The 20,232-nt window shown below is 52.1% G+C and carries 16 protein-coding genes; 12 read left to right on the plus strand and 4 right to left on the minus strand.

Annotation, left to right across the window (positions count from 1 at the left end; translation table 11 throughout):
* The first annotated feature begins 164 nt into the window (after positions 1-164).
* The 3 genes from BZG73_RS12925 (at position 165) to glnE (ending at position 6,584) form a co-directional block, all read left to right on the plus strand.
* On the plus strand, positions 165-1,688 hold the full coding sequence (locus BZG73_RS12925; protein ID WP_077668509.1) for a CYTH and CHAD domain-containing protein: 1,524 nt from the start codon (positions 165-167) through the stop codon (positions 1,686-1,688).
* A 341-nt stretch (positions 1,689-2,029) separates the two neighbouring features.
* Positions 2,030-3,631, plus strand: a complete 1,602-nt coding sequence (locus BZG73_RS12930) for a methyl-accepting chemotaxis protein (RefSeq protein WP_077668510.1) — start codon at positions 2,030-2,032, stop codon at positions 3,629-3,631.
* Positions 3,632-3,728: 97 nt separating this feature from the next.
* Complete coding sequence (gene glnE, locus BZG73_RS12935; protein WP_077668511.1) at positions 3,729-6,584, plus strand: bifunctional [glutamate--ammonia ligase]-adenylyl-L-tyrosine phosphorylase/[glutamate--ammonia-ligase] adenylyltransferase; 2,856 nt, start codon at positions 3,729-3,731, stop codon at positions 6,582-6,584.
* 48 nt (positions 6,585-6,632) lie between these two features.
* Here glnE and lpxL read toward each other — a convergent pair whose 3' ends face one another.
* Positions 6,633-7,562 carry an LpxL/LpxP family Kdo(2)-lipid IV(A) lauroyl/palmitoleoyl acyltransferase gene (gene lpxL / locus BZG73_RS12940; protein ID WP_077668512.1) on the minus strand — a complete coding sequence of 310 codons (930 nt, stop codon included), beginning with the start codon at positions 7,560-7,562 and terminating at the stop codon, positions 6,633-6,635.
* 195 nt (positions 7,563-7,757) lie between these two features.
* Between lpxL and hldE the strand changes: the two genes are divergently transcribed.
* Positions 7,758-9,185 (plus strand): bifunctional D-glycero-beta-D-manno-heptose-7-phosphate kinase/D-glycero-beta-D-manno-heptose 1-phosphate adenylyltransferase HldE, encoded by a 1,428-nt coding sequence (gene hldE / locus BZG73_RS12945; protein ID WP_077668513.1) that lies wholly within the window; start codon positions 7,758-7,760, stop codon positions 9,183-9,185.
* 78 nt (positions 9,186-9,263) lie between these two features.
* Here hldE and tolC read toward each other — a convergent pair whose 3' ends face one another.
* Complete coding sequence (tolC, locus tag BZG73_RS12950; protein WP_077668514.1) at positions 9,264-10,577, minus strand: outer membrane channel protein TolC; 1,314 nt, start codon at positions 10,575-10,577, stop codon at positions 9,264-9,266.
* Positions 10,578-10,850: 273 nt separating this feature from the next.
* On the opposite strand from tolC, the gene nudF reads away from it, so the two are divergent.
* The 8 genes from nudF to idi all read left to right on the plus strand — a co-directional run bounded on the left by nudF (position 10,851) and on the right by idi (position 19,120).
* A complete protein-coding gene (nudF, locus tag BZG73_RS12955; RefSeq protein WP_046074238.1) occupies positions 10,851-11,489 on the plus strand; it encodes an ADP-ribose diphosphatase in 639 nt (212 codons plus the stop codon).
* Positions 11,490-11,502: 13 nt separating this feature from the next.
* Positions 11,503-11,949: a DUF1249 family protein gene (locus tag BZG73_RS12960; RefSeq protein ID WP_077668515.1), complete on the plus strand. Its 447-nt coding sequence runs from the start codon at positions 11,503-11,505 to the stop codon at positions 11,947-11,949.
* Positions 11,950-11,971: 22 nt separating this feature from the next.
* Positions 11,972-12,796, plus strand: a complete 825-nt coding sequence (gene cpdA / locus BZG73_RS12965; protein ID WP_077578776.1) for a 3',5'-cyclic-AMP phosphodiesterase — start codon at positions 11,972-11,974, stop codon at positions 12,794-12,796.
* Positions 12,797-12,798: 2 nt separating this feature from the next.
* Complete coding sequence (gene yqiA / locus BZG73_RS12970) at positions 12,799-13,377, plus strand: esterase YqiA (protein WP_077668516.1); 579 nt, start codon at positions 12,799-12,801, stop codon at positions 13,375-13,377.
* Positions 13,378-13,557: 180 nt separating this feature from the next.
* Positions 13,558-15,450, plus strand: coding sequence for a DNA topoisomerase IV subunit B (parE, locus tag BZG73_RS12975; protein WP_077668522.1), 1,893 nt, complete (start codon positions 13,558-13,560; stop codon positions 15,448-15,450).
* Between the two features lie 25 nt (positions 15,451-15,475).
* Positions 15,476-17,725 (plus strand): DNA topoisomerase IV subunit A, encoded by a 2,250-nt coding sequence (gene parC / locus BZG73_RS12980; RefSeq protein WP_077668517.1) that lies wholly within the window; start codon positions 15,476-15,478, stop codon positions 17,723-17,725.
* Positions 17,726-17,822: 97 nt separating this feature from the next.
* Complete coding sequence (locus tag BZG73_RS12985; RefSeq protein WP_046074234.1) at positions 17,823-18,557, plus strand: 1-acylglycerol-3-phosphate O-acyltransferase; 735 nt, start codon at positions 17,823-17,825, stop codon at positions 18,555-18,557.
* A gap of 14 nt (positions 18,558-18,571) precedes the next feature.
* Positions 18,572-19,120, plus strand: coding sequence for an isopentenyl-diphosphate Delta-isomerase (gene idi, locus BZG73_RS12990; protein ID WP_077668518.1), 549 nt, complete (start codon positions 18,572-18,574; stop codon positions 19,118-19,120).
* Positions 19,121-19,225: 105 nt separating this feature from the next.
* Here the strand turns inward: idi and BZG73_RS12995 are convergent, their stop codons facing one another.
* Both BZG73_RS12995 and BZG73_RS13000 read right to left on the minus strand, forming a co-directional pair.
* Positions 19,226-19,618 carry a RidA family protein gene (locus BZG73_RS12995; protein ID WP_046074232.1) on the minus strand — a complete coding sequence of 131 codons (393 nt, stop codon included), beginning with the start codon at positions 19,616-19,618 and terminating at the stop codon, positions 19,226-19,228.
* Positions 19,619-19,686: 68 nt separating this feature from the next.
* Entirely contained in the window at positions 19,687-20,175 is a 489-nt protein-coding gene (locus BZG73_RS13000; protein WP_046074231.1) for an arginine repressor, read from the minus strand.
* Between the last annotated feature and the right edge of the window lie 57 nt (positions 20,176-20,232).

Below are 20,232 nucleotides of genomic sequence, written 5' to 3' on the forward strand. Positions count from 1 at the left end.
AACGATGGTATATCGGAGCGGCGATGGTAGCGCAGAACATAGGCTAAAGAAATAGCTTTTGTGATCTCTGCCTCAGTGCGCGTGATCAAGCCTGGTAGTGATAGCGCTTGCCGACAGGATCAATTGTTCATATCCTTGTCAGGCAATTGGCTATAGGTAACCGTATGGACACTGAGATAGAGCTCAAATTTTTTGTCTCTTCTGACTTTTCTCATCGCATTCGCGATAAAATTGTCAGTGTAAAACAGCTACAGCAAAGCCAGCGTGAGCTGGGAAACATCTACTTCGATACGCCAGATTTTACCCTACGCAAACACGATATCGGTTTGCGGGTATGTCGTTTTGATGGTGTGTACATTCAAACTCTCAAAACGGCAGGTCGGGTCGTGGCTGGGCTGCATCAGCGCCCAGAATACAACGCCGAGCTTAACGGACCTGAACCTGATCTTTCTTTGATCCCAGTCGATGCATGGCCCGATGATCTGGATGTTGATGCACTGAGCCAAGCTCTCCAGCCGTTGTTTTCCACCGATTTTGTGCGTCAGCAATGGCTGTTAGCAACGGATGACGGTAGCCAAATCGAATTGGCGAGCGATCAAGGCGAGGTCTCTACCGAAGCCGGCGACAAGGATGTGATTTCTGAGGTGGAGCTGGAGCTGATTTCCGGACAAACCGATGCCTTGTTCTCGCTGGCACGCAGCCTGGCGGATGAAGGTGGCCTACGCCTCGGAAATTTGAGCAAGGCGGCGCGTGGCTACCGCCTGGCAACCGGCTATCAGGGTGATCCGGTTAAAGCCTTATCCATCGTTAAACTCGGCGCTGATGATAGCCAAGAAAAAGCCCTGATTCGGATCCTTGAGCATGCGTTGAATCACTGGCATTATCACGAGCAAATCTACATTGAGCGTGAGTCCCTTGAGGCGTTACAAGAAATTCGCTATGCCGTCTTGTTGATCCGACAGGCGTTTGTCTTATTCGGCAGTGTGGTGCCGCGCCGAGCAAGCAGTTTACTCCGTCAAGAGCTGCAATGGTTTGAGGGTGAACTGGCGTGGCTCGATGATGCTCGGACGAATGCCCGGCTGTGTGAAGACAAAGGCCAATATCTGCGTAAATTAAACGCGCGAAAAACCTTGGTGAAAAGCTTGAAGGTCGAACAAGCGAGGTTGCCTGAACGAGAGGACATTGTCGCGCTGCTACATACATCGCGGTATTGCAATTTACTGCTCGATTTAAGTCGCTGGATCCTCTCGAAAGGTTGGCAACCGTTTTTAGATGATAAAGCGGCGGATAAGCTTGCCCAACCGATTCAACGTTTGGCCGATAAAGCACTGCCAGAGTCTTGGCACGAGTTGCTTGATGCATTTGATGAAACTAAACCACTGACGCGGCACGACTACTTTGACCAATACCCTCGCTTGCAACGCAATTTGTTGCTAGGCACTTGCTTGGCCTCTCTGTATGACAAAAGTCGGCGTAAAGCCTTTCGCCTGCCTTGGCTCGATATGTTGCAAGGCATTGAAGAGCTTCGCTTGCTCGAGCCGGTGCGTGAGCGAGTGGTCGAGATTGACGATGAAGAGGATAAAAAACAAGCAGAGAAGTGGTTGGCACGTAAAGAAGAGTCACTGTTTCATGCGATGACGCAAAGCCGTCAAACGGGATTGCGTCTTACTCCTTATTGGCAAGAGTAAGCGAACGAGAGTGATAAAAAGCAACCTGGAGGTTGCTTTTTTTATGTGTGCCTTTATGCGGTTACCTTGCTTGAGTATCCAGTTTCAATGTCTGAGGCGATTCGATAAAACCGCCTCTAGGATCAATATATTTGGCACTTTTTTACGTTATAAACAGGCAAGGTGCGTGATGATAATTTGATTAACTTATCATTATGGGCATTGTTTATGGGCAAATTTCACAAATACGGTAAACAAGGATTCAGTGAGGATGACGTTTGCCGATATAACATCACTCAGTATTAATAATCGCCCGTTTTGCAGTCAGTTGGCTTAATAACGGACATGGAGCTTTCAGGATTATGGCTAAACATACCTTTTATGCGTGGGAAAAACCCGTTACCAATCTGCGCTTGATCCCAAAACTCGTGATTCTCATGGTCTTTAGTACTATTATTCTGGTCGGTAAGCAGATGTGGGATGCGAACACGTTTCGCCAGTCCGTGATTGAGTTCACCCTGAATCAGACCCAAGAATTAGCGCGATCCAGCGCGGCAATGACAGGTGCCCTCATCGATCAGCCTGATGGGGAACGCTTGATGCGAGAGGCGGTGGATACCATGAACGCCGAATTCAGCGAAGGGGCGTATTTATATTTGGTCAATGGCACCACTCGCCAGGTCTGGTCTCACCCTTCAATGCGCCAGTTTGACGCGTTGCGCGTGCCGGATGAAAGCACCGGAACCGATGTCGCTGACTTGTTTCTCAATCAGTCAGGCGCGTTTAGCTATACCGTTTATGACGGTGGCCGTCATGGCTATGCCGTGCCCGTAGGCAGCAGTGATTGGTGGCTCGTGGCATCACAACCGACGTCTGAGGCGCAGGCGTATTACCAAGATTATATGATTCAGGTCGCGTGGCAAACCGCGCTGATGATTGTCTCTTTCATGGTTATTTTGCTGGGCGGCTCCAATATTATGCTGCGGCAAATTAATTATCTTACCGATAGAATTCGGGCGCTCGCCAACCGTGATCTCAGTGAACCGATTGAGATGAATAGCCGGGACGAGTTTGGTGATTTAGCGCGTGAGCTGGAAAGATCGCGTCAGCAATTGGTGGATGTGATTAACGCGCAGCGCCAAGCGTCGGATGATCTTTCTTCTCTGGCTGAGATTATGACGATCAGCATGTCGGAAACCAAAGAGTCATCGCAAGAGCAATTCTCTGAGATGGATCAGCTTGCCTCGGCGATGAGTGAGATGAGTGCGACCGTGCAAACCGTCGCTGAGCATACTCGAGAGGCGGCCAAAGCGACCGAAACCTCTAGCCAACAGGCGAACAGTGGCCAAGAGCACGTGAGCAGTACCATCAAAACCATCAATGAGCTGTCCAATGACATCAGCGAGTCATCCCAGGTCGTGGGGCAGGTCGATGCCCAGGTGGAGAAAATCGGTACTGTCGTGGTCACTATTCAAGGAATTTCAGAGCAAACCAATCTACTGGCACTCAATGCCGCGATAGAAGCCGCACGCGCGGGCGATACGGGGCGTGGTTTTGCGGTGGTGGCGGATGAAGTACGCAAGCTGGCGCAACACACCCAAGAAGCCACGGTGGAAATTCAAGATATGATCACCCAGTTGCAGCAAAGTGCGCAAAAAGCGGTGGGCTTGATGGATCGCAGTGTTTCCGAGGCCAAGACAGGCGTCGAGTCAGTGAGCCAGGCTGGCGGAGAGCTTGAGCAAATCGTCACGCAAATCCAATCGCTTAATGACATGAACTTCCAAATCGCCTCATCGGCGGAACAACAAGCGTCAGTAGCCGGTGAGATGAACCAAAACCTCACCAATGTTAAAGATTTGGTCCAGGCATCGGTGACAGTGGCGTCTGAGCTGCATGAAACGGCAGAGATGGTTGAACAAAGTGCACAATCACTCAAAGATAAAATTGAGGCCTTTAAAGTCTAACCACGTTTGAGGTTTTATCCGTAATCAACAACGGCTCGCTGCATCGGTGAGCCGTTTTTGTTAGTGTCGATACAGGACGATAGCAAAAGGACTGCCCATGGTACTCTCTGACTCTCTTGCCGCTTGCTTGCATCAGCACTGGACACGATTAAATGAATTTTCCCCTGAGGCCGTGCCGCAGTGGCAAGGCACGGCGCGTGAGCAACTCGAGCAGGCTTTAGCGTGTAGCGAGTTTGTCGCCAAGGCATTAACCCAAACCTCTGGACTTCTCGACTGGCTGTATCAGCATCACCAGCAAGCCTCGCGTGAGCAGACATACCAAGCTGAGTTGAGCCAGGCGTTGGAAGCGGTGACGGATGAGAGCGAGTTTCACCGTCAACTCCGCCAGCACCGCCAGCGTGAGCTCGTATGGATTGCGTGGCAGGAAATCCACAATCAATGGCCGGTTGAGCAAGGTTTACAGCATCTATCAGCCCTTGCGGAAGCGCAAATATTATCAGCTTATCAATGGCTCTATCAGCGCGGCTGTCACGACTGGGGCACACCCATGAGCCCCGAGGGGGAGCCGCAGCCGATGCTGATTTTGGGCATGGGCAAACTTGGTGGTGGCGAGCTCAACTTCTCTTCAGACATCGACCTGATCTTTACTTACCCTGAGGCGGGAGAAACCCAGGGCGCGAGAAAAAGCATCGCCAATGCCCAGTTTTTTACCCGGCTAGGGCAGCGCTTGATCAAAGCGCTTGATCAACCCACGGTGGACGGTTTTTGTTATCGGGTTGATATGCGTCTTCGTCCCTTTGGGGATAGTGGCCCTTTAGTGATGAGCTTTTCCGCACTCGAAGATTACTACCAAGAACAAGGGCGTGATTGGGAGCGCTATGCGATGGTGAAGGCGCGCGTCATGGGGAAAGAGCAGTATGACTGCTATCAAACGCTACGGCAGATGCTACGCCCGTTTGTCTTCCGTCGTTACATCGATTTTAGTGCGATTCAAGCGTTGCGGCGGATGAAACAGTTAATCCAACGAGAGGTACGTCGGCGTGGCTTAACGGATAATATTAAGCTTGGTGCGGGGGGGATTCGTGAGATTGAATTTATTGCTCAGTCGTTTCAGCTTATTCGTGGCGGCCGAGAGCCCAGTTTGCGTCAGCGCGGCTTGCTCGACACCTTAGATGCGATTGCGGAACTGGAATTATTGCCTACCGCTGAGGTGAGCCAATTAAAGGCCGCGTATTGCTATTTGCGTCGCGTTGAAAACCTCCTACAAGCCATTGATGACAACCAAACGCAGACCCTGCCCGATAACGACCTTGATCGTGAGCGGCTTTGTCACGCCATGGGGGTCAATGACTGGACGCGCTTACAGGCCGACATCACCCAGCATATGCAAGCGGTTAATCAGGTGTTTTCCGGCTTGATTGGCGAAGATGAGCAAGAAACAGACACGGACGTCGATACTGAGTATCACGATCTATGGGCGGTGGCGCGCGATGTAGAAAACGCCCACTTGATCTTAGCAGGCTTAGATCTACCGGACACCAATATTGCTGAGCAGTTATTAGCGTTTAAACAAGAGCTGGCTAAGCGCACTGTGGGCCCTCGAGGACGTGAGGTGCTCAACCGTTTGATGCCCGTCATGTTAAGTAAGCTACTGACGTTACCGCAACCACAGCAGGTGCTGCCACATATCACCCACCTGTTACTCAATATCTCGACGCGCACCACCTACTTAGAGCTGTTGGATGAGCACCCCGGGGCGATTGATCAGCTGTTACGACTTTGTACGGCCAGCCCGATGGTGGCAGAAAAGTTGGCGCGCTACCCTTTGCTACTGGATGAGCTGCTCGATTTAACCCATTTGTACCAACCCTTGGCGCCGGATGCCTATCGCAGCGAATTACGCGATTATCTTGCTCGTATCCCCGTTGAGGATATGGAGCAACAAATGGAGGCGGTGCGTCAGTTTAAGCAAGTTCAGTTATTAAAAATTGCCGCGGCGGATATCGCTGGTGTGCTACCTGTGATGCGCGTCAGTGATCATTTGACTTACTTGGCTGAAGCGATTGTGGAGGCGGTGGTCAATCAGGCGTGGCACCAAATGGTGGAAAAATATGGCCAACCGACACACTTGGGCGAGCGCGAGGGCCGAGGTTTTGCGGTGATTGGCTATGGCAAGTTAGGCGGATGGGAGCTGGGTTATAATTCCGACCTCGATGTGGTTTTTCTCCATGACTGCCCCGCGGATATTGAGACTGACGGTCGTAAAGTGATTGATGGTCGGCAGTTTTATCTACGTCTTGCTCAGCGTATCGTCCATCTTTTCTCTACGCGTACTCCCTCTGGGGTGCTCTATGACATTGACACACGCCTTCGCCCTTCCGGCACCTCCGGGATGCTGGTGAGCACGCTCGAAGCTTATGCTGATTACCAACAAAAAGAGGCGTGGACATGGGAGCACCAGGCACTGGTTCGTGCACGCATGATATATGGTGATCCTAAGCTAGAGTCCGGCTTTACCCAGGTCCGTCATGGCATTCTCACCACGCCACGAGACATCGATACGCTGCGAGAGCAAGTCAGTGGCATGCGTGAAAAAATGCGTCAGCATAAAGCGACAGGACAAAAAGATACCTTCTCCATCAAACAAGACGCCGGTGGGATCACTGATATCGAGTTCTTGGCGCAATACTTAGTGCTCGGCAACAGTGCCAGTCAACCGGCGCTTACCCGATATAGCGATAACGCGCGTATTTTTGAGCAAGCCGGAGAGCTGGGAGTGATGCCACTGACGCAGGCGGCGGGATTAAAGTCGGCCTATACTCGGATGCGCAATGCGCTCCACCGGAGCCACCTAGCTGGTGAGAGTGGGCAGGTGGAGGCTGATGCCTTTATCGATGAGCGTGAAATCGTGCAGCAAGCCTGGCAACAGTGGTTTGATGGGCAAGCAGACTAGCAGCTGTAAGGCGCAATAATGAGGCCGCGATTGGCGGCCTATATAGGGCTAGATTCTCTCGTATAAGGAAGACTCACCCTCTGGGCGGGTTTTAAAACGCCGATGCAACCACATATATTGCTCTGGGGCGCGTAGGATCAGTCGTTCAACCGCTTGGTTAGTGATCACCGCTGCGGCATGCGCTTCTTTAGGGAAATCCGTTATCGGTGGGTCGATTTTAACGCGGTATTGGCCAAGCCGTCTTTCCCTCACCACAGAAAATGGTACCACGGTGGCGTGGCCGGCATGGGTCAGCAAACTGGTACCTGTGGTGGTACAAGCTTGTTTGACCGCAAACAGTGGTGCGAATGTGGAGCGGCGGCGACCATAATCGTGATCGGGTGCATACCACATGCGATGACCCTCTTTGAGGTAATGGATCATCGACTTAACGTCTTTGCGATCGACGCCAATATTACGCTTCATCCGGCCACGGAACTGAAACCAGTCATACACAGGGTTGGTATTGGGGCGATACACCCCCACGCCAGGGGTTTGTTCGCTTAAGCCGCGCGCGCCAATCTCTAAATTTAGAGAGTGCACGGCAATTAAAAGCACCCCTTTGCCTTGTTGTTCAAGCTCAAGCAGGATGTCTAATCCTTCAATGGTGACATGCTTGTTGATTCGCCATTTGGGCCAAAACCACGCCATACCAGTCTCGAACAAGGCAAGGCCGGCGTTGGCAAAATTTTCTTTCACCATCGCAGCGCGGTTAGCGGGCGTCATCTCTGGAAAGCACAGCGCTAGGTTACGATCGGCAATTTTAACGCGGCGTTTCATTAGTGTATGCATCAAGTGACCCAAGCTGCGGCCCATATAAAATTGGACGCGATAAGGCAGCCAGCTAGCCAGATACATTAACCCGACGCCGAGCCAGGTATGAAGATAGCGAGGGTGAAGAAACCCAATGCGAAAAGTGGGGGCTGAAAAATCGCTCATAGCGTTAATGACTCATGAAAACCAAACCAGAAAGAGCCGTGAGGCCCGCGCTATTGTAGAGTAAATTCTTGGCGCTGTCCTGCGCGAGTGTGTGCGGTGAGTGTTGAGATTGTGCGCAGCATACGCCTGTGAGCCCCCCATTTAGCCTATGGCTATGCTACTATCGCTCGGTAACGACAGTATTCGGAGATCCAGATGAAACTCAGCCTTCCTGATTATAGCCAAGCCAATGTTCTGGTCGTCGGCGACGTGATGCTCGATCGCTATTGGTATGGACCGACGGGACGCATTTCTCCAGAAGCGCCCGTGCCTGTAGTGAAGATCAATCAAACGGAAGAGCGCCCAGGTGGCGCCGCGAACGTGGCGATGAATATCGCAGCCTTAGGTGGGCATACCCAGCTGATTGGTCTGACCGGGAAGGATGAACAGGCTGATGCGCTCACACAAACCCTCGACTCGTTAAATGTTAACTGTGATTTTGTGGCGCTAGACTCGCATCCCACTATTACTAAGCTTCGGGTAATGAGCCGTAACCAGCAGTTGATTCGTCTGGATTTTGAAGAGGGTTTTGCGGGTGTGGATGTGGCACCCATGCTGGCTAAAGTCGAGGCGGCACTGCCCAAGGCGCAGGCGATGATCTTATCGGACTATGCCAAAGGGGCATTAGCCGAGGTGCAAACATTGATTCAGGCCGCCAAACAAGCGGATGTCACCACCTTGGTTGACCCTAAAGGCACGGATTTTGAGCGATATCGAGGGGCGAGCTTACTGACGCCAAATATGGCAGAGTTTGAAGCGGTGGCAGGCACAGTGACGGACGATCAAAGCTTGGAAGAAAAAGGCCTGGCGTTGATCAAGCAATACGAGCTTGGTGCGTTGTTGGTCACCCGCAGTGAACATGGGATGACATTGCTGCGCCCTGATGCCGCGCCGCTGAACTTGCCAACGCTTGCCAAAGAAGTGTACGACGTCACAGGGGCGGGGGATACCGTGATATCGGTATTGGCGGCATCATTGGCCGCGGGCAAACCGATAGAGCAAGCCTGTGCGCTGGCTAACGCTGCGGCCGGCGTGGTAGTGGGTAAGTTGGGTACCTCAACCCTCTCTACTATTGAGCTGACCGAAGCGGTACACGGCTCGCACGAGTCTGGTTTTGGCGTAACAACCGAAGCGCAGCTGATTGATGCGGTGCACGTCGCCCAAGGGCGAGGTGAGAAAGTGGTGATGACCAATGGCTGCTTTGATATTTTGCACGCAGGCCATGTGGCGTACCTCAATGAAGCAGCCAAACTGGGCGATCGCCTGATTGTTGCCGTCAACACGGATGCATCAGTCCAAGCGCTGAAAGGGCCCGGCCGTCCGGTCAATCCAACCGATCGACGGATGGCGGTGCTGGCAGGGCTGGGCGCGGTCGATTGGGTGGTTCCTTTTGGCGAAGAAACGCCTGCGCGCCTGATTGGCGAAGTCTTGCCCGATTTGCTCGTTAAAGGCGGTGATTATCAGGTCAACGAGATTGCTGGTGCCGAGGCGGTGCTCGCCAACGGGGGAGAGGTCAAAGTGCTTAATTTTGAAGATGGCTGCTCTACCACAGAAATCATTGAGTCGATCCGGCGTGGTCAATAGCGCCTTGCCCTTTCAACTCATGACAATAAAAAAGGTGCCCGTCGGCACCTTTTTGCATACTAGAGCCTCAAGCGTGAATCACTCTTGCTTAACCAGCCCTTGGTTAATATCGAGCAAATCTTGCTCAGACAAGGTGCCCATGGCTTGGTGTAAACGTAAACGGCTTAGAATATAGTCGTAGCGCGCATTGGAGAGGTTGCGGTTGGCATCGTAAAGGCGACGCGTAGCATCCAACACATCGACAATGGTACGAGTACCCACTTCAAAACCTGCTTCAGTGGCTTCTAGCGCTGAGCGTGCAGAGACCACGGTTTGCTCATAGGCACGCAGCGCACCAATTGAGGCATTGATGTCGTTATAGAAAGCGCGCACATCTTTTACCGTGCTGCGGTATTTGGCTTCCAGGCTTTGTGACGCGGCCACATACTCATGCTGCGCCTTTTCCACATTGGCCGAGGTGCTGCCGCCGGTGAACAGTGGCAAGCTAAAATCGAGGCTGGCAGTGCCTTGGTTGTAATCAGAGGAATAAACATCGCTGTGCTGATTATCGCTATCCGTCATCCCGTATTGTGCGCTGAAGGTCAGCGTGGGCAGGTGACCGGTTTTGGCCAGCTTAATCTGCTCTTTGGCGGTATCACGGGCAATGCGGTTGGCGAGTAACTCGAGGTTTTTCTCTTCGGCGACTTTGACCAGTGCTGCCGGTTGCTGCTGCGGGTTACTGGCACTAAAGCGGTCAGTGTCGAGCACACGCAAGTCATGTGGGGCTTGGCCGGTGATCTCACGCAAGCCCTCATAGCTGTTGGTGAGCGCGTTTTCGGCCAAAATTTCATCGGCCAGTACGGCATCGTATTGCGCTTGGGCGTCATGCACGTCGGTAATCGCCGAAAGGCCCACTTCAAAACGTTGCTTGGTTTGCTCAAGCTGACGGCCCACGGCCGCTTTTTCTGCCTGAATAAACTCAAGCTTGTCCATGGCGCGCAACACGTCAAAATAGGCTTGTGCCACACGCAGCATTAATCCTTGCTGCTGCGCCGCATAGGTCGCATCTAGCTGGCGCGCCTGCATTTCACTGATATCCAGGTTGACCCAGCTATCACGTTTGAAAATCTGTTGGCTTAAGCTGATATCGGCGCTGGTGGTGTTGACGTCACGCTGATCGTCGCTGTCATTGCGGGTAATGGCGTATCCCGCATTTAAGGCTATTTGTGGTAGCAAGGTGCCACGAGTGGCATCCACAGCAGAAAACGCTGCGTCGCGCTCGGCGGCCGCTTGATTAAGAGTGGGATCGCTTTGCTTCGCTTGTTGATAAATTTGGGCGAGATCATCGGCAAGGGCTGCACTGCTTACGCTGCCGAGTGCCAAGCTTAACGCCAAAGGGAGCAATTTTTTCATAGATGGAATCCCTGAATCTGTGCGATTAGATAAATAGACGGTCACTAGCTTACCGCAATTATGCTTGCGTGAAACTGACAATTTGTTAGGACATTGAGTGTAAACTATCCAATTTGCAAATGGGACTGAAAAATAGTTGTAACTTTTATCAAAAAAGTTAAGTTTATGGTTTGCTAGAAAGACGCGCGTTGCCGCTCGGCACAGGCCAGTGGGTATAGGCGTGACTCAGCATTTCAATTCGTCAGCTCGTGTCATCGAGGATAAGGAGCCCGCATGTCAGACTATCCGCCTGGACAATTCGATCGCGACGATATTGTGATCGAGGATATTTCTTCGCTTTATCAAGGTTTCTTTTCCATTCAGCGCTATCAGTTTCGTCATCGCTTGTTTGAAGGCGGCTGGAGTGGCTCTGTGGTGCGGGAGTTGTTTGAACGTGGTCATGCGGTGGCTGTTTTACCCTATGATCCCGTACGTGATGAAGTGGTGATGCTTGAGCAAATCCGCGTGGGGGCGATGGCAGCAGGCGCGACACCATGGCAACTCGAAATTGTGGCTGGGATGATAGACAAAGACCAATCCCCCGAGCAGGTTGCCCACCGTGAAGCGCGGGAAGAAGCGGGGCTATTACTGCATCAAATGGAGCGTGTTACCCGTTATTTATCCAGCTCTGGTGGCTGTTCTGAACAGTTGGATGTGTTTGTCGCAATTGTTGATGCCTCGGAAGCGGAAGGCGTGCACGGCCTCGACAGTGAAAATGAAGACATTTTGGTGCATCGATTATCTCGCCAACACGCCTATCAAAAGGTGGTTGATGGTGAGATTGAAAACGCCGCCTCAATCATTGCGTTGCAATGGTTGGAACTCAATGCCAGTCGCTTGCGTCAAAGCTATAATGAACAAAACAGTAAATAGACAGTAGGTGTGTGTGAAAACAGAATATCGTGTCGACTTACCAGCGATGATGCGCTTGTATGAAACCAACTACGCCAAACTTGTCCGTTTGATGCCCAAGCGTGACGAGGTGGGACAGGTGTGTCGATACGATATCCAAGGGCAGGAATATACCTTGGTCGTGCGTGAGTCAACCCGCTACACCACCTTACTGGATATTGCTCAGTTGAGCCCAGGCGCCGCGCCGGATTACTTACGTGCTAACCTGACAGTGCGCTTGTATCACGATGCACGGGTCGCGGAAGTGTGTACCACGCAGCAGATTTCACGCTTAAAACCACGTTATGATTACCCGAATCCGCGCATGCATCAGCGCGACGAAAAACATCAGGTTAATGCATTTTTATCGGATTGGCTTGGCCACTGCCTACGCCGTGGCGTGGTGGCGTCTGATCCTATGTATAAATCATCGTTAAACTAAACCAGCAAAGGTATTTTCAACGTTGCAGTCTTGCCAGATAGATAACGCCGACGGCGATTGTATTCGTCTTTTGCAAATCACCGACACACACCTGTTCGCGAGTGAGCAGGGTAGCTTGCTGGGTATTAATACGCTTCGCAGCTACCATGCGGTGCTGGATGCCATCAGTGCCACTGACCCGACTTTCGACGCCATTATTGCCACGGGGGATCTGTCTCAAGATCACTCCGCTTTATCGTATCGGCGTTTTGTCGACGGTATCGCCCGGTGGTCACAGCCTTGCTTTTGGCTACCGGGTAATCATGATTATCAGCCAGAAATGAGCGCGGTATTACAGTCAAATACCCTTCGCTCTTGCTCGCAAGTCCTGTTGGGGGAGCATTGGCAAATGGTGCTGCTCGACAGTCAGGTGGCTGGTGTACCGCACGGCGAATTATCGCAAGCGCAACTGAACCTTTTGGATACACACTTAAGCGCGCATCCTGAGCGCCATGCGTTGGTGTTGCTGCACCATCATCCGTTGGATGCAGGAAGCACTTGGTTGGATCAGCATAAATTGGCAAACCGAGAGGCATTCTGGCAAGTGATGGCGCGTCATCCTCAAGCGAAAATTGTGGTGTGTGGGCATATTCATCAGGCCTTGGATGTGCGTTATCAAGGTGCGCGTGTGATGGCGGCGCCCTCCACCTGTATCCAGTTTATGCCAGACTCACACGACTTTGCGCTCGATAACCAAAATCCAGGTTGGCGCTGGCTTGAGCTGTATGCCGACGGGCGCGTAGAAACGCAAGTGGCGCGTGTAACCGGTCAGCACTTTCGGCCAGACTTCGACTCCAGCGGATATTAATCATGCCATCAGCGTTGCTTTATCTTCATGGCTTCAACAGCTCGCCGCAATCGTTAAAGGCGAGACAGATGCAAGACTATTGCGCCCAGCATCGTCCTGATATTGAGGTGTTGGTGCCACAACTGCCCAGTCATCCAGAGCCAACCGTGCAGTTACTGCATGAACTGGTCACGCGCTTTAGCGAAACCCATCAGTTGGGTTTGGTGGGAAGTTCGTTAGGAGGCTTTTTAGCCACCTGGCTGAGTGAGCGTTATCAACTGCCCGCTGTACTGATTAACCCCGCGGTTCGCCCTTACGAACTCTTGCAAGATTATGTTGGGGAACAGGTTAATCCTTACACCCAAGAACGCTACACCCTCGAGGCTGCCGATATCAACGCCTTGCGTGAGATTGATGTGCCGGTCTTATCTCATCCTGAGCAATTTTGGTTATTGCAACAGGAAGGTGATGAAGTGTTGGACTATCGCCAAGCAGTGGCAAAATTCAGTGCCAGTCAACAAACGGTTGAGCCGAGAGGCGATCATAGCTTTGTCGGCTTTGAACGTTACTGTGGGGATATTCTCCAATTTCTTGGTATCTAGCGCGCCATCAGGCTAGAGGCATTGAAACAGAGGCACACAGACGCAAGCTCGTGCTATCTTAGCCGCTACGTCACAGCAGACGGATAGCAGCTCACAGAAACTTGTGGCAATCTGGCGCCGCGCTTGACAAGCGGATCCCCCTTGCTGACCATGTCATCACATTTATTAAGCCAATCGATTATGACAGAACAAAACTATAACGCAGGATCGATAGAAGTCCTCAATGGGCTCGAGCCCGTGCGCCGACGCCCCGGTATGTACACAGATACCAGTCGCCCTAACCATCTTGGGCAGGAAGTCATCGATAACAGTGTCGATGAAGCGTTAGCCGGCCATGCCAGCAAGATTGATGTGATTCTCCATGCCGACCAATCACTGGAAGTGATTGATGATGGTCGTGGTATGCCGGTTGATATTCACCCCGAAGAGGGCGTCTCTGGGGTTGAGCTGATTCTATGCAAACTGCATGCGGGCGGTAAGTTCTCCAACAAAAGCTACCAATTTAGCGGTGGTTTACACGGGGTGGGTATCTCCGTAGTGAATGCGCTGTCTCATCGGGTAGAGATTACCGTTAAGCGCGATGGTCAAGTGTATGATATTGCCTTTGAAAACGGCGACAAAGTACAAGATTTAACCGTGACGGGCACCTGTGGTCGTCGTAACCGTGGCACGCGCGTTCACTTTTGGCCAGATGGCCAATTTTTTGATTCTGACAAGTTTTCACTGGCCCGTCTTAAAACCATCTTAAAAGCCAAGGCAGTGCTGTGCCCGGGACTGACGGTCAATCTCACTGATAAAAACACCGATGAGATCACATCCTGGTGTTACCAGGATGGGTTGAAAGACTACCTCGCTGACAGTGTCAAAGGCTATGAAGTTCTGCCGGAAACACCTTTTATCGGCGAATTCAGTGGCCAGACCGAAGCCGCGGATTGGGCGGTTATTTGGTTGCCAGAAGGGGGCGAGCTAACGACAGAAAGCTATGTCAACCTGATCCCAACGGCACAAGGTGGCACGCATGTAAATGGCTTGCGCCAAGGGATGCTGGAAGCGATGCGCGAATTCTGTGAGTTCCGTAACCTTCTCCCTCGCGGCGTAAAGCTGACCGCCGATGATATTTGGGAGCGCTGTGCGTACGTGCTGTCGGTTAAGATTCAAGACCCACAGTTTGCGGGGCAAACCAAAGAGCGCTTGTCCTCTCGCCAATGTGCGGCGTTTGTGTCTGGGGTGGTCAAAGATGCCTTTAGCCTGTGGCTGAACGAGCGCCCACACCTTGCTGAGCGTTTGGCGGAAGTGTGTATTGCCAGTGCGCATCGCCGCATGCGTGCCGCGAAGAAGGTGGTGCGTAAGAAAGTGGCATCAGGCCCAGCGCTACCCGGCAAACTCACTGACTGTGCGATGCAAGATTCAAGTCGTACCGAGCTATTTTTGGTCGAGGGGGACTCAGCGGGTGGCTCAGCTAAGCAGGCTCGGGATCGCGAATTTCAAGCGGTGATGCCGCTTCGAGGCAAGATCCTCAATACATGGGAAGTCTCCGCAGACCAAGTATTGGCCTCCCAAGAAGTACATGATATCTCTGTGGCGCTGGGTATTGACCCTGATTCTGGGGACTTGGGGAATCTTCGTTACGATAAAATCTGCATCCTCGCTGATGCGGACTCCGATGGCTTACATATTGCGACCTTGCTATGTGCACTCTTTATGCAACACTTTAGAGCCTTGGTTCAGGCTGGCCATGTGTATGTGGCAATGCCGCCGCTTTACCGCATCGATTGTGGCAAGGAGGTCTTTTATGCCTTGGATGAAGATGAAAAAGCAGGGATCCTTGAGCGTTTGAGCAATAAACGCGGCAAAATCAATGTGCAACGCTTTAAAGGTTTGGGGGAAATGAACCCGTTACAGCTGCGTGAAACCACCATGGATCCCAATACTCGTCGCCTGGTTCAGCTCACTATTGATGATGATGAGCAGACGCAGCAACTGATGGATATGCTGCTGGGTAAAAAACGGGCAGAGGATCGCCGCCATTGGCTGCAGCAAAAAGGCGATATGGCCGAGCTTATCGATATCTAAATCACTATAACGGGATCTTATTCGCATGACAGAGGTGACTTATGATGGGGTAGAGCAGCTTGCTCTGCGCCAGTTCACTGAGGACGCATACCTCAATTACTCGATGTACGTCATCATGGATCGCGCACTGCCGTTTATCGGCGATGGCTTAAAGCCAGTGCAGCGCCGGATCATTTACGCGATGTCAGAGCTGGGGCTATCCGCCACGGCAAAATATAAAAAATCGGCGCGTACTGTCGGGGATGTACTGGGTAAATACCATCCTCATGGCGACTCGGCGTGTTACGAGGCCATGGTATTGATGGCTCAGCCGTTTTCCTATCGTTATCCGCTGGTGGATGGTCAGGGTAACTGGGGCGCGCCTGACGATCCTAAATCGTTTGCGGCGATGCGTTACACGGAATCACGCTTATCGCGTTTCTCTGAGGTGTTGCTGCAAGAGCTCGGGCTAGGAACCGTCGATTGGGGGCCAAATTTTGATGGCACCATGAAAGAGCCTAAAACCCTGCCGGCACGCTTACCGCATATTCTCCTCAATGGGATCACTGGTATTGCGGTAGGGATGGCAACGGATATTCCGCCACACAATGCGCGTGAGCTTGCCAACGCCTTGGCCGCAATGATCGATAAGCCGAGCTTGGACTTAGACGGTGTACTGGAGCATGTACAGGGACCTGACTACCCTACCGAAGCGGAAGTGATCACGCCGAAGTCAGATTTGAAAAAGCTCTATGCTAGCGGACGGGGCTCTATCAAAATGCGCGCGCTTTGGCATAAAGAAAGCAATGAAATTGTGATTACTGCGCTGCCTCATCAAGTGTCGGGCGCTAAGCTGCTAGAGCAAATCGCCAATCAAATGCGGGCGAAAAAGCTGCCGATGGTAGACGATCTGCGTGATGAGTCGGATCATGAAAACCCCACTCGGATTGTGATTGTGCCGCGCTCTAACCGTGTCGATTGTGATCAACTGATGGATCACTTGTTCGCCTCGACCGATCTAGAGAAGAACTACCGCGTTAACCTTAATATGATTGGCCTGGATGGACGCCCACAAGTTAAGGGGTTACATGGCATCTTATCTGAGTGGTTAACGTTCCGCCGCCAGACGGTGAGACGCCGCCTTGAGCACCGGTTAGAAAAAGTCCTCGCCCGCCTGCATATTCTAGAAGGCTTACTGGCCGCTTACCTAAACATTGACGAGGTGATTGAGATCATCCGCAGTGAGGATGAGCCTAAAGCCGAGCTGATTGCACGTTTTGGTTTGAGCGAGAAACAGGCAGAAGCGATCCTTGAGATCAAATTACGCCAGTTAGCCAAGCTTGAGGAAATCAAGATCCGTGGTGAGCAAGATGAATTGAGCCAAGAGCGCGATAAGCTCGAGAAGCTGCTCGGCTCAGATCGTCGCTTAAACACCTTAATCAAAAAAGAAATCCTCGCGGATGCGGAAAAATACGGGGACGACCGTCGTTCACCGCTGGTTGAGCGAGCGGAGGCCAAAGCGTTAACTGAGCGTGATTTGGTCCCCAGCGAACCCATCACTGTGGTGCTCTCAGATAAAGGGTGGATCCGCCATGCCAAAGGGCATGATGTGGATGCCACTGGCCTTAATTACAAAGCAGGCGATAAGTTCCTCGACGCGGCACCGGGCAAAAGTAACCAACCCGCGGTTTTCCTGGGGTCTGATGGTCGCAGCTATGCCATAGAGTCGCACACCTTGCCATCCGCGCGCAGCCAAGGTGAGCCGATTACCGGGCGAATTAATATCACCCCAGGCTCGTCTATTCGTCATGTATTAATGGCTGATGAGGGGCAGCTCACCTTGGTGGCCTCGGACGCCGGTTATGGTTTTGTGTGCAAGCAAGCGGATATGCTCTCCAAAAACCGCAGCGGTAAAGCCTTATTGACGGTTCCAGATCAAGCCGAAGTGATGCCACCGCGCCAGGTGGGTGATTTGGAAAGCGATTTGATTGTCGCGATTTCCAATGAAGGCCGCATGTTGGTGTTCCCGGTCCATGAGCTTCCGCAACTGAGTAAAGGGAAAGGGAATAAGATCATTAATATTCCTGGCGCACGCGCCAAGTCACGTGAAGAGGTGTTAAGCCAACTGTATGTGGTGCCGGCCAATGCCGGGGTGACCTTGCACGCAGGGAAGCGCAAACTGACCTTAAAACCGGATGATCTCACTCATTATCGTGGCGAGCGAGGTCGACGAGGCAGTATGCTGCCGCGAGGTCTCCAGCGCGTCGATCAAATCGAAATCCTGCCCGAACACTAAGTTGCTACCGCCCCTGAACCCAGGGGCGGTGTGGGTGCATTTTTGCGCTGAATCGGTATACTGACTCGCCTTTCACGCCTGCTCTTTGGAGAGAGAAATGATTTTTGTCGTGCGACTGCTGGCTTTATTGATTGTCGCTGTTTTGCTGTTTGTTTTTGGTGGTTTGTATTGCTTGTTAAGCCCTCGCAACCCTCGTAATTGCTACCATATCAGTAAGTGGTTTGGACGCCTCTCTGGTTTGTTCGGGATTAGCCTTGAGCTGCGCTTCGCAGAAGGGGCACCTCGTGAGCCTGGCGCTAGCGTGTGTATCGCCAACCACCAAAGCAATTGGGATATGGTAACCTTATCGAATGCGTTGATGCCTGGCGCGGTCACCGTGGGTAAGAAAAGCCTGTTATGGATCCCCATTTTTGGTCAGCTCTATTGGCTCACGGGCAATGTATTGATTGATCGTGCCAATCGCAGTAAAGCCATGGGAACCATTGCGCAGGTCACAGAGAAAATCCGAGCCAAACAATTGAGCGTATGGTTATTTCCCGAAGGAACACGTTCACGCGGGCGCGGATTATTGCCCTTTAAAACCGGTGCATTTCATGCGGCGATCGGTGCGAACGTCCCCTTGATTCCCATAGTATGTAGCTCCACGCATCACCTAAAAGCGAACCGCTGGAACAACGGCCATGTGATTGTTGAAGTGATGGCGCCAATTTCGTCAACGGGCTACGATAAAGACAATGTCCGTGACCTCGCGAAGCATTGCCACCAGGTGATGAAAAGCAAGCTCGAACAACTTGATGCAGAAGTGGCGGAGCGCAATCAAGGCGTTCGCTAATTGAGGATAGGTTTATGACTTCAACCCAGCGCCACCATGTGGTTTTGGTCTCACCGAGCGGTGAACCTCAAGGGATCGCTGAAAAGTTGGAGGCCCATCAGCAAGGATGGCTGCACATGGCCTTCTCAGTGATGTTGTTTCGTTGCAATGAGCAGGGTGAGCGTGAGTACTTGCTACAGCGTCGCGCGTTCGATAAGTATCATAGTGGTGGATTGTGGACCAATACATGCTGCTCGCACCCCAAACAAGATGAGCCGGTTGCGGCGGCGGCAAAACGGCGCCTGTATGAAGAGTTAGGGATAGCGCGCCCGCTTGATTTTACCATGGGACCTTGGTTTGAATACCGTGCCGAGTTGGATAACGGGTTGATAGAGCATGAATTAGATCAAGTCATCGCCTGTGAAGTCAACCATGTCGACATGATCCCTAACCCAGATGAGGTAGCAGACTGCCGCTGGTGGTCTGAAGATGAAGTCAAGCAGGCGATGGTGGATGCTCCCGAGCGCTTCACCGCTTGGTTTGCTGACGTTTTATCACGTATCGATGTGATGGCGCGCTGTTGATAAGCGTGCGCTATGCCATCACGACACAAAAAAGCGGCGCCTGGAGGCGCCGCTTTTGCATTAGCTCTTCGCTGGAATTAGCTTTTCGTTGCCGTCGCTTACCAATTAGGCTTGGCGTACCGCAATCGCTTCAATTTCGATATCAACGTCTTTGGGCAGGCGTGCGACCTCAACGCATGAACGAGCAGGGTAGTTTTCCACACCGTGTTCATCAAAGAACGCACCATACACTTTGTTGACATCCGCAAAGTCTTCCATGTTTTTGACAAACACGGTGAGCTTAACAATATCATTCACTTTAAGCCCAGCAGCTTCTACCACCGCTTTGACGTTGTCGAGAGACTGACGTGTTTGTGCGGTGATTTCAGGAGAGATCTGGCCAGTCACTGGGTTGACGGGGATTTGGCCTGAGGTCAGCACCATGTTGCCAAGGTCAACGCCTTGCGAATACGGACCGATAGCTTCTGGCGCCTGCTCGGTTTGCAGTACTTGGGTCATTGTCTGTTCCTTTGTTATAAAAAGCGACACCTATAGTCTGCAACGGTTAGCTTGCCACGTAAAGCCGTTTACTCAGGGGCAAGGCGGTCTCGAACCACTTGCTCGCAGGCGGCAAGCTCATTGAGCTGGCGTGGTGCGACCAGGACAGTATCGTTTCCGCCTACCGTTCCTAAGATCAAAGGATGTCGGTGCAAGTCGAGTAAGCGAGCGATCAACTGGGCGCCGCCTGGGTGGGTTTTCACTACCACCATGGCTTGGCTACAGGTGATGTCATCGATTTGTGAGCCGACAGAAGACACCGCGTAGACAGGCTCCATATCTCCGCTGAGTGCGTAGACTTTTTGTCCATGCGCATTGGGTACTTTGGCGACCCCGAGCTTGGATAATAGGCGTGAAACGGTCGACTGGCTGACATCAAGATAGCCGAGTTGAACCAATTGCTGGCGAACGGCGTCTTGGGTGGTAAAGCTTTGCGTTTGCAGCAGGTGTCGACACGCAGAGAGGATATCGTCCTCCGGTGTGGTCGTTTCTACCGATAGAATTGCATCATTAACCACGGGCAACCCCTTATAATAAACGGCATTTCACGTCAATATCAGCGCATAAAGCTAATA

The sequence above is a fragment of the Salinivibrio siamensis genome, assembly GCF_001996005.1.
In the GTDB taxonomy this organism is placed as follows: domain Bacteria; phylum Pseudomonadota; class Gammaproteobacteria; order Enterobacterales; family Vibrionaceae; genus Salinivibrio; species Salinivibrio siamensis.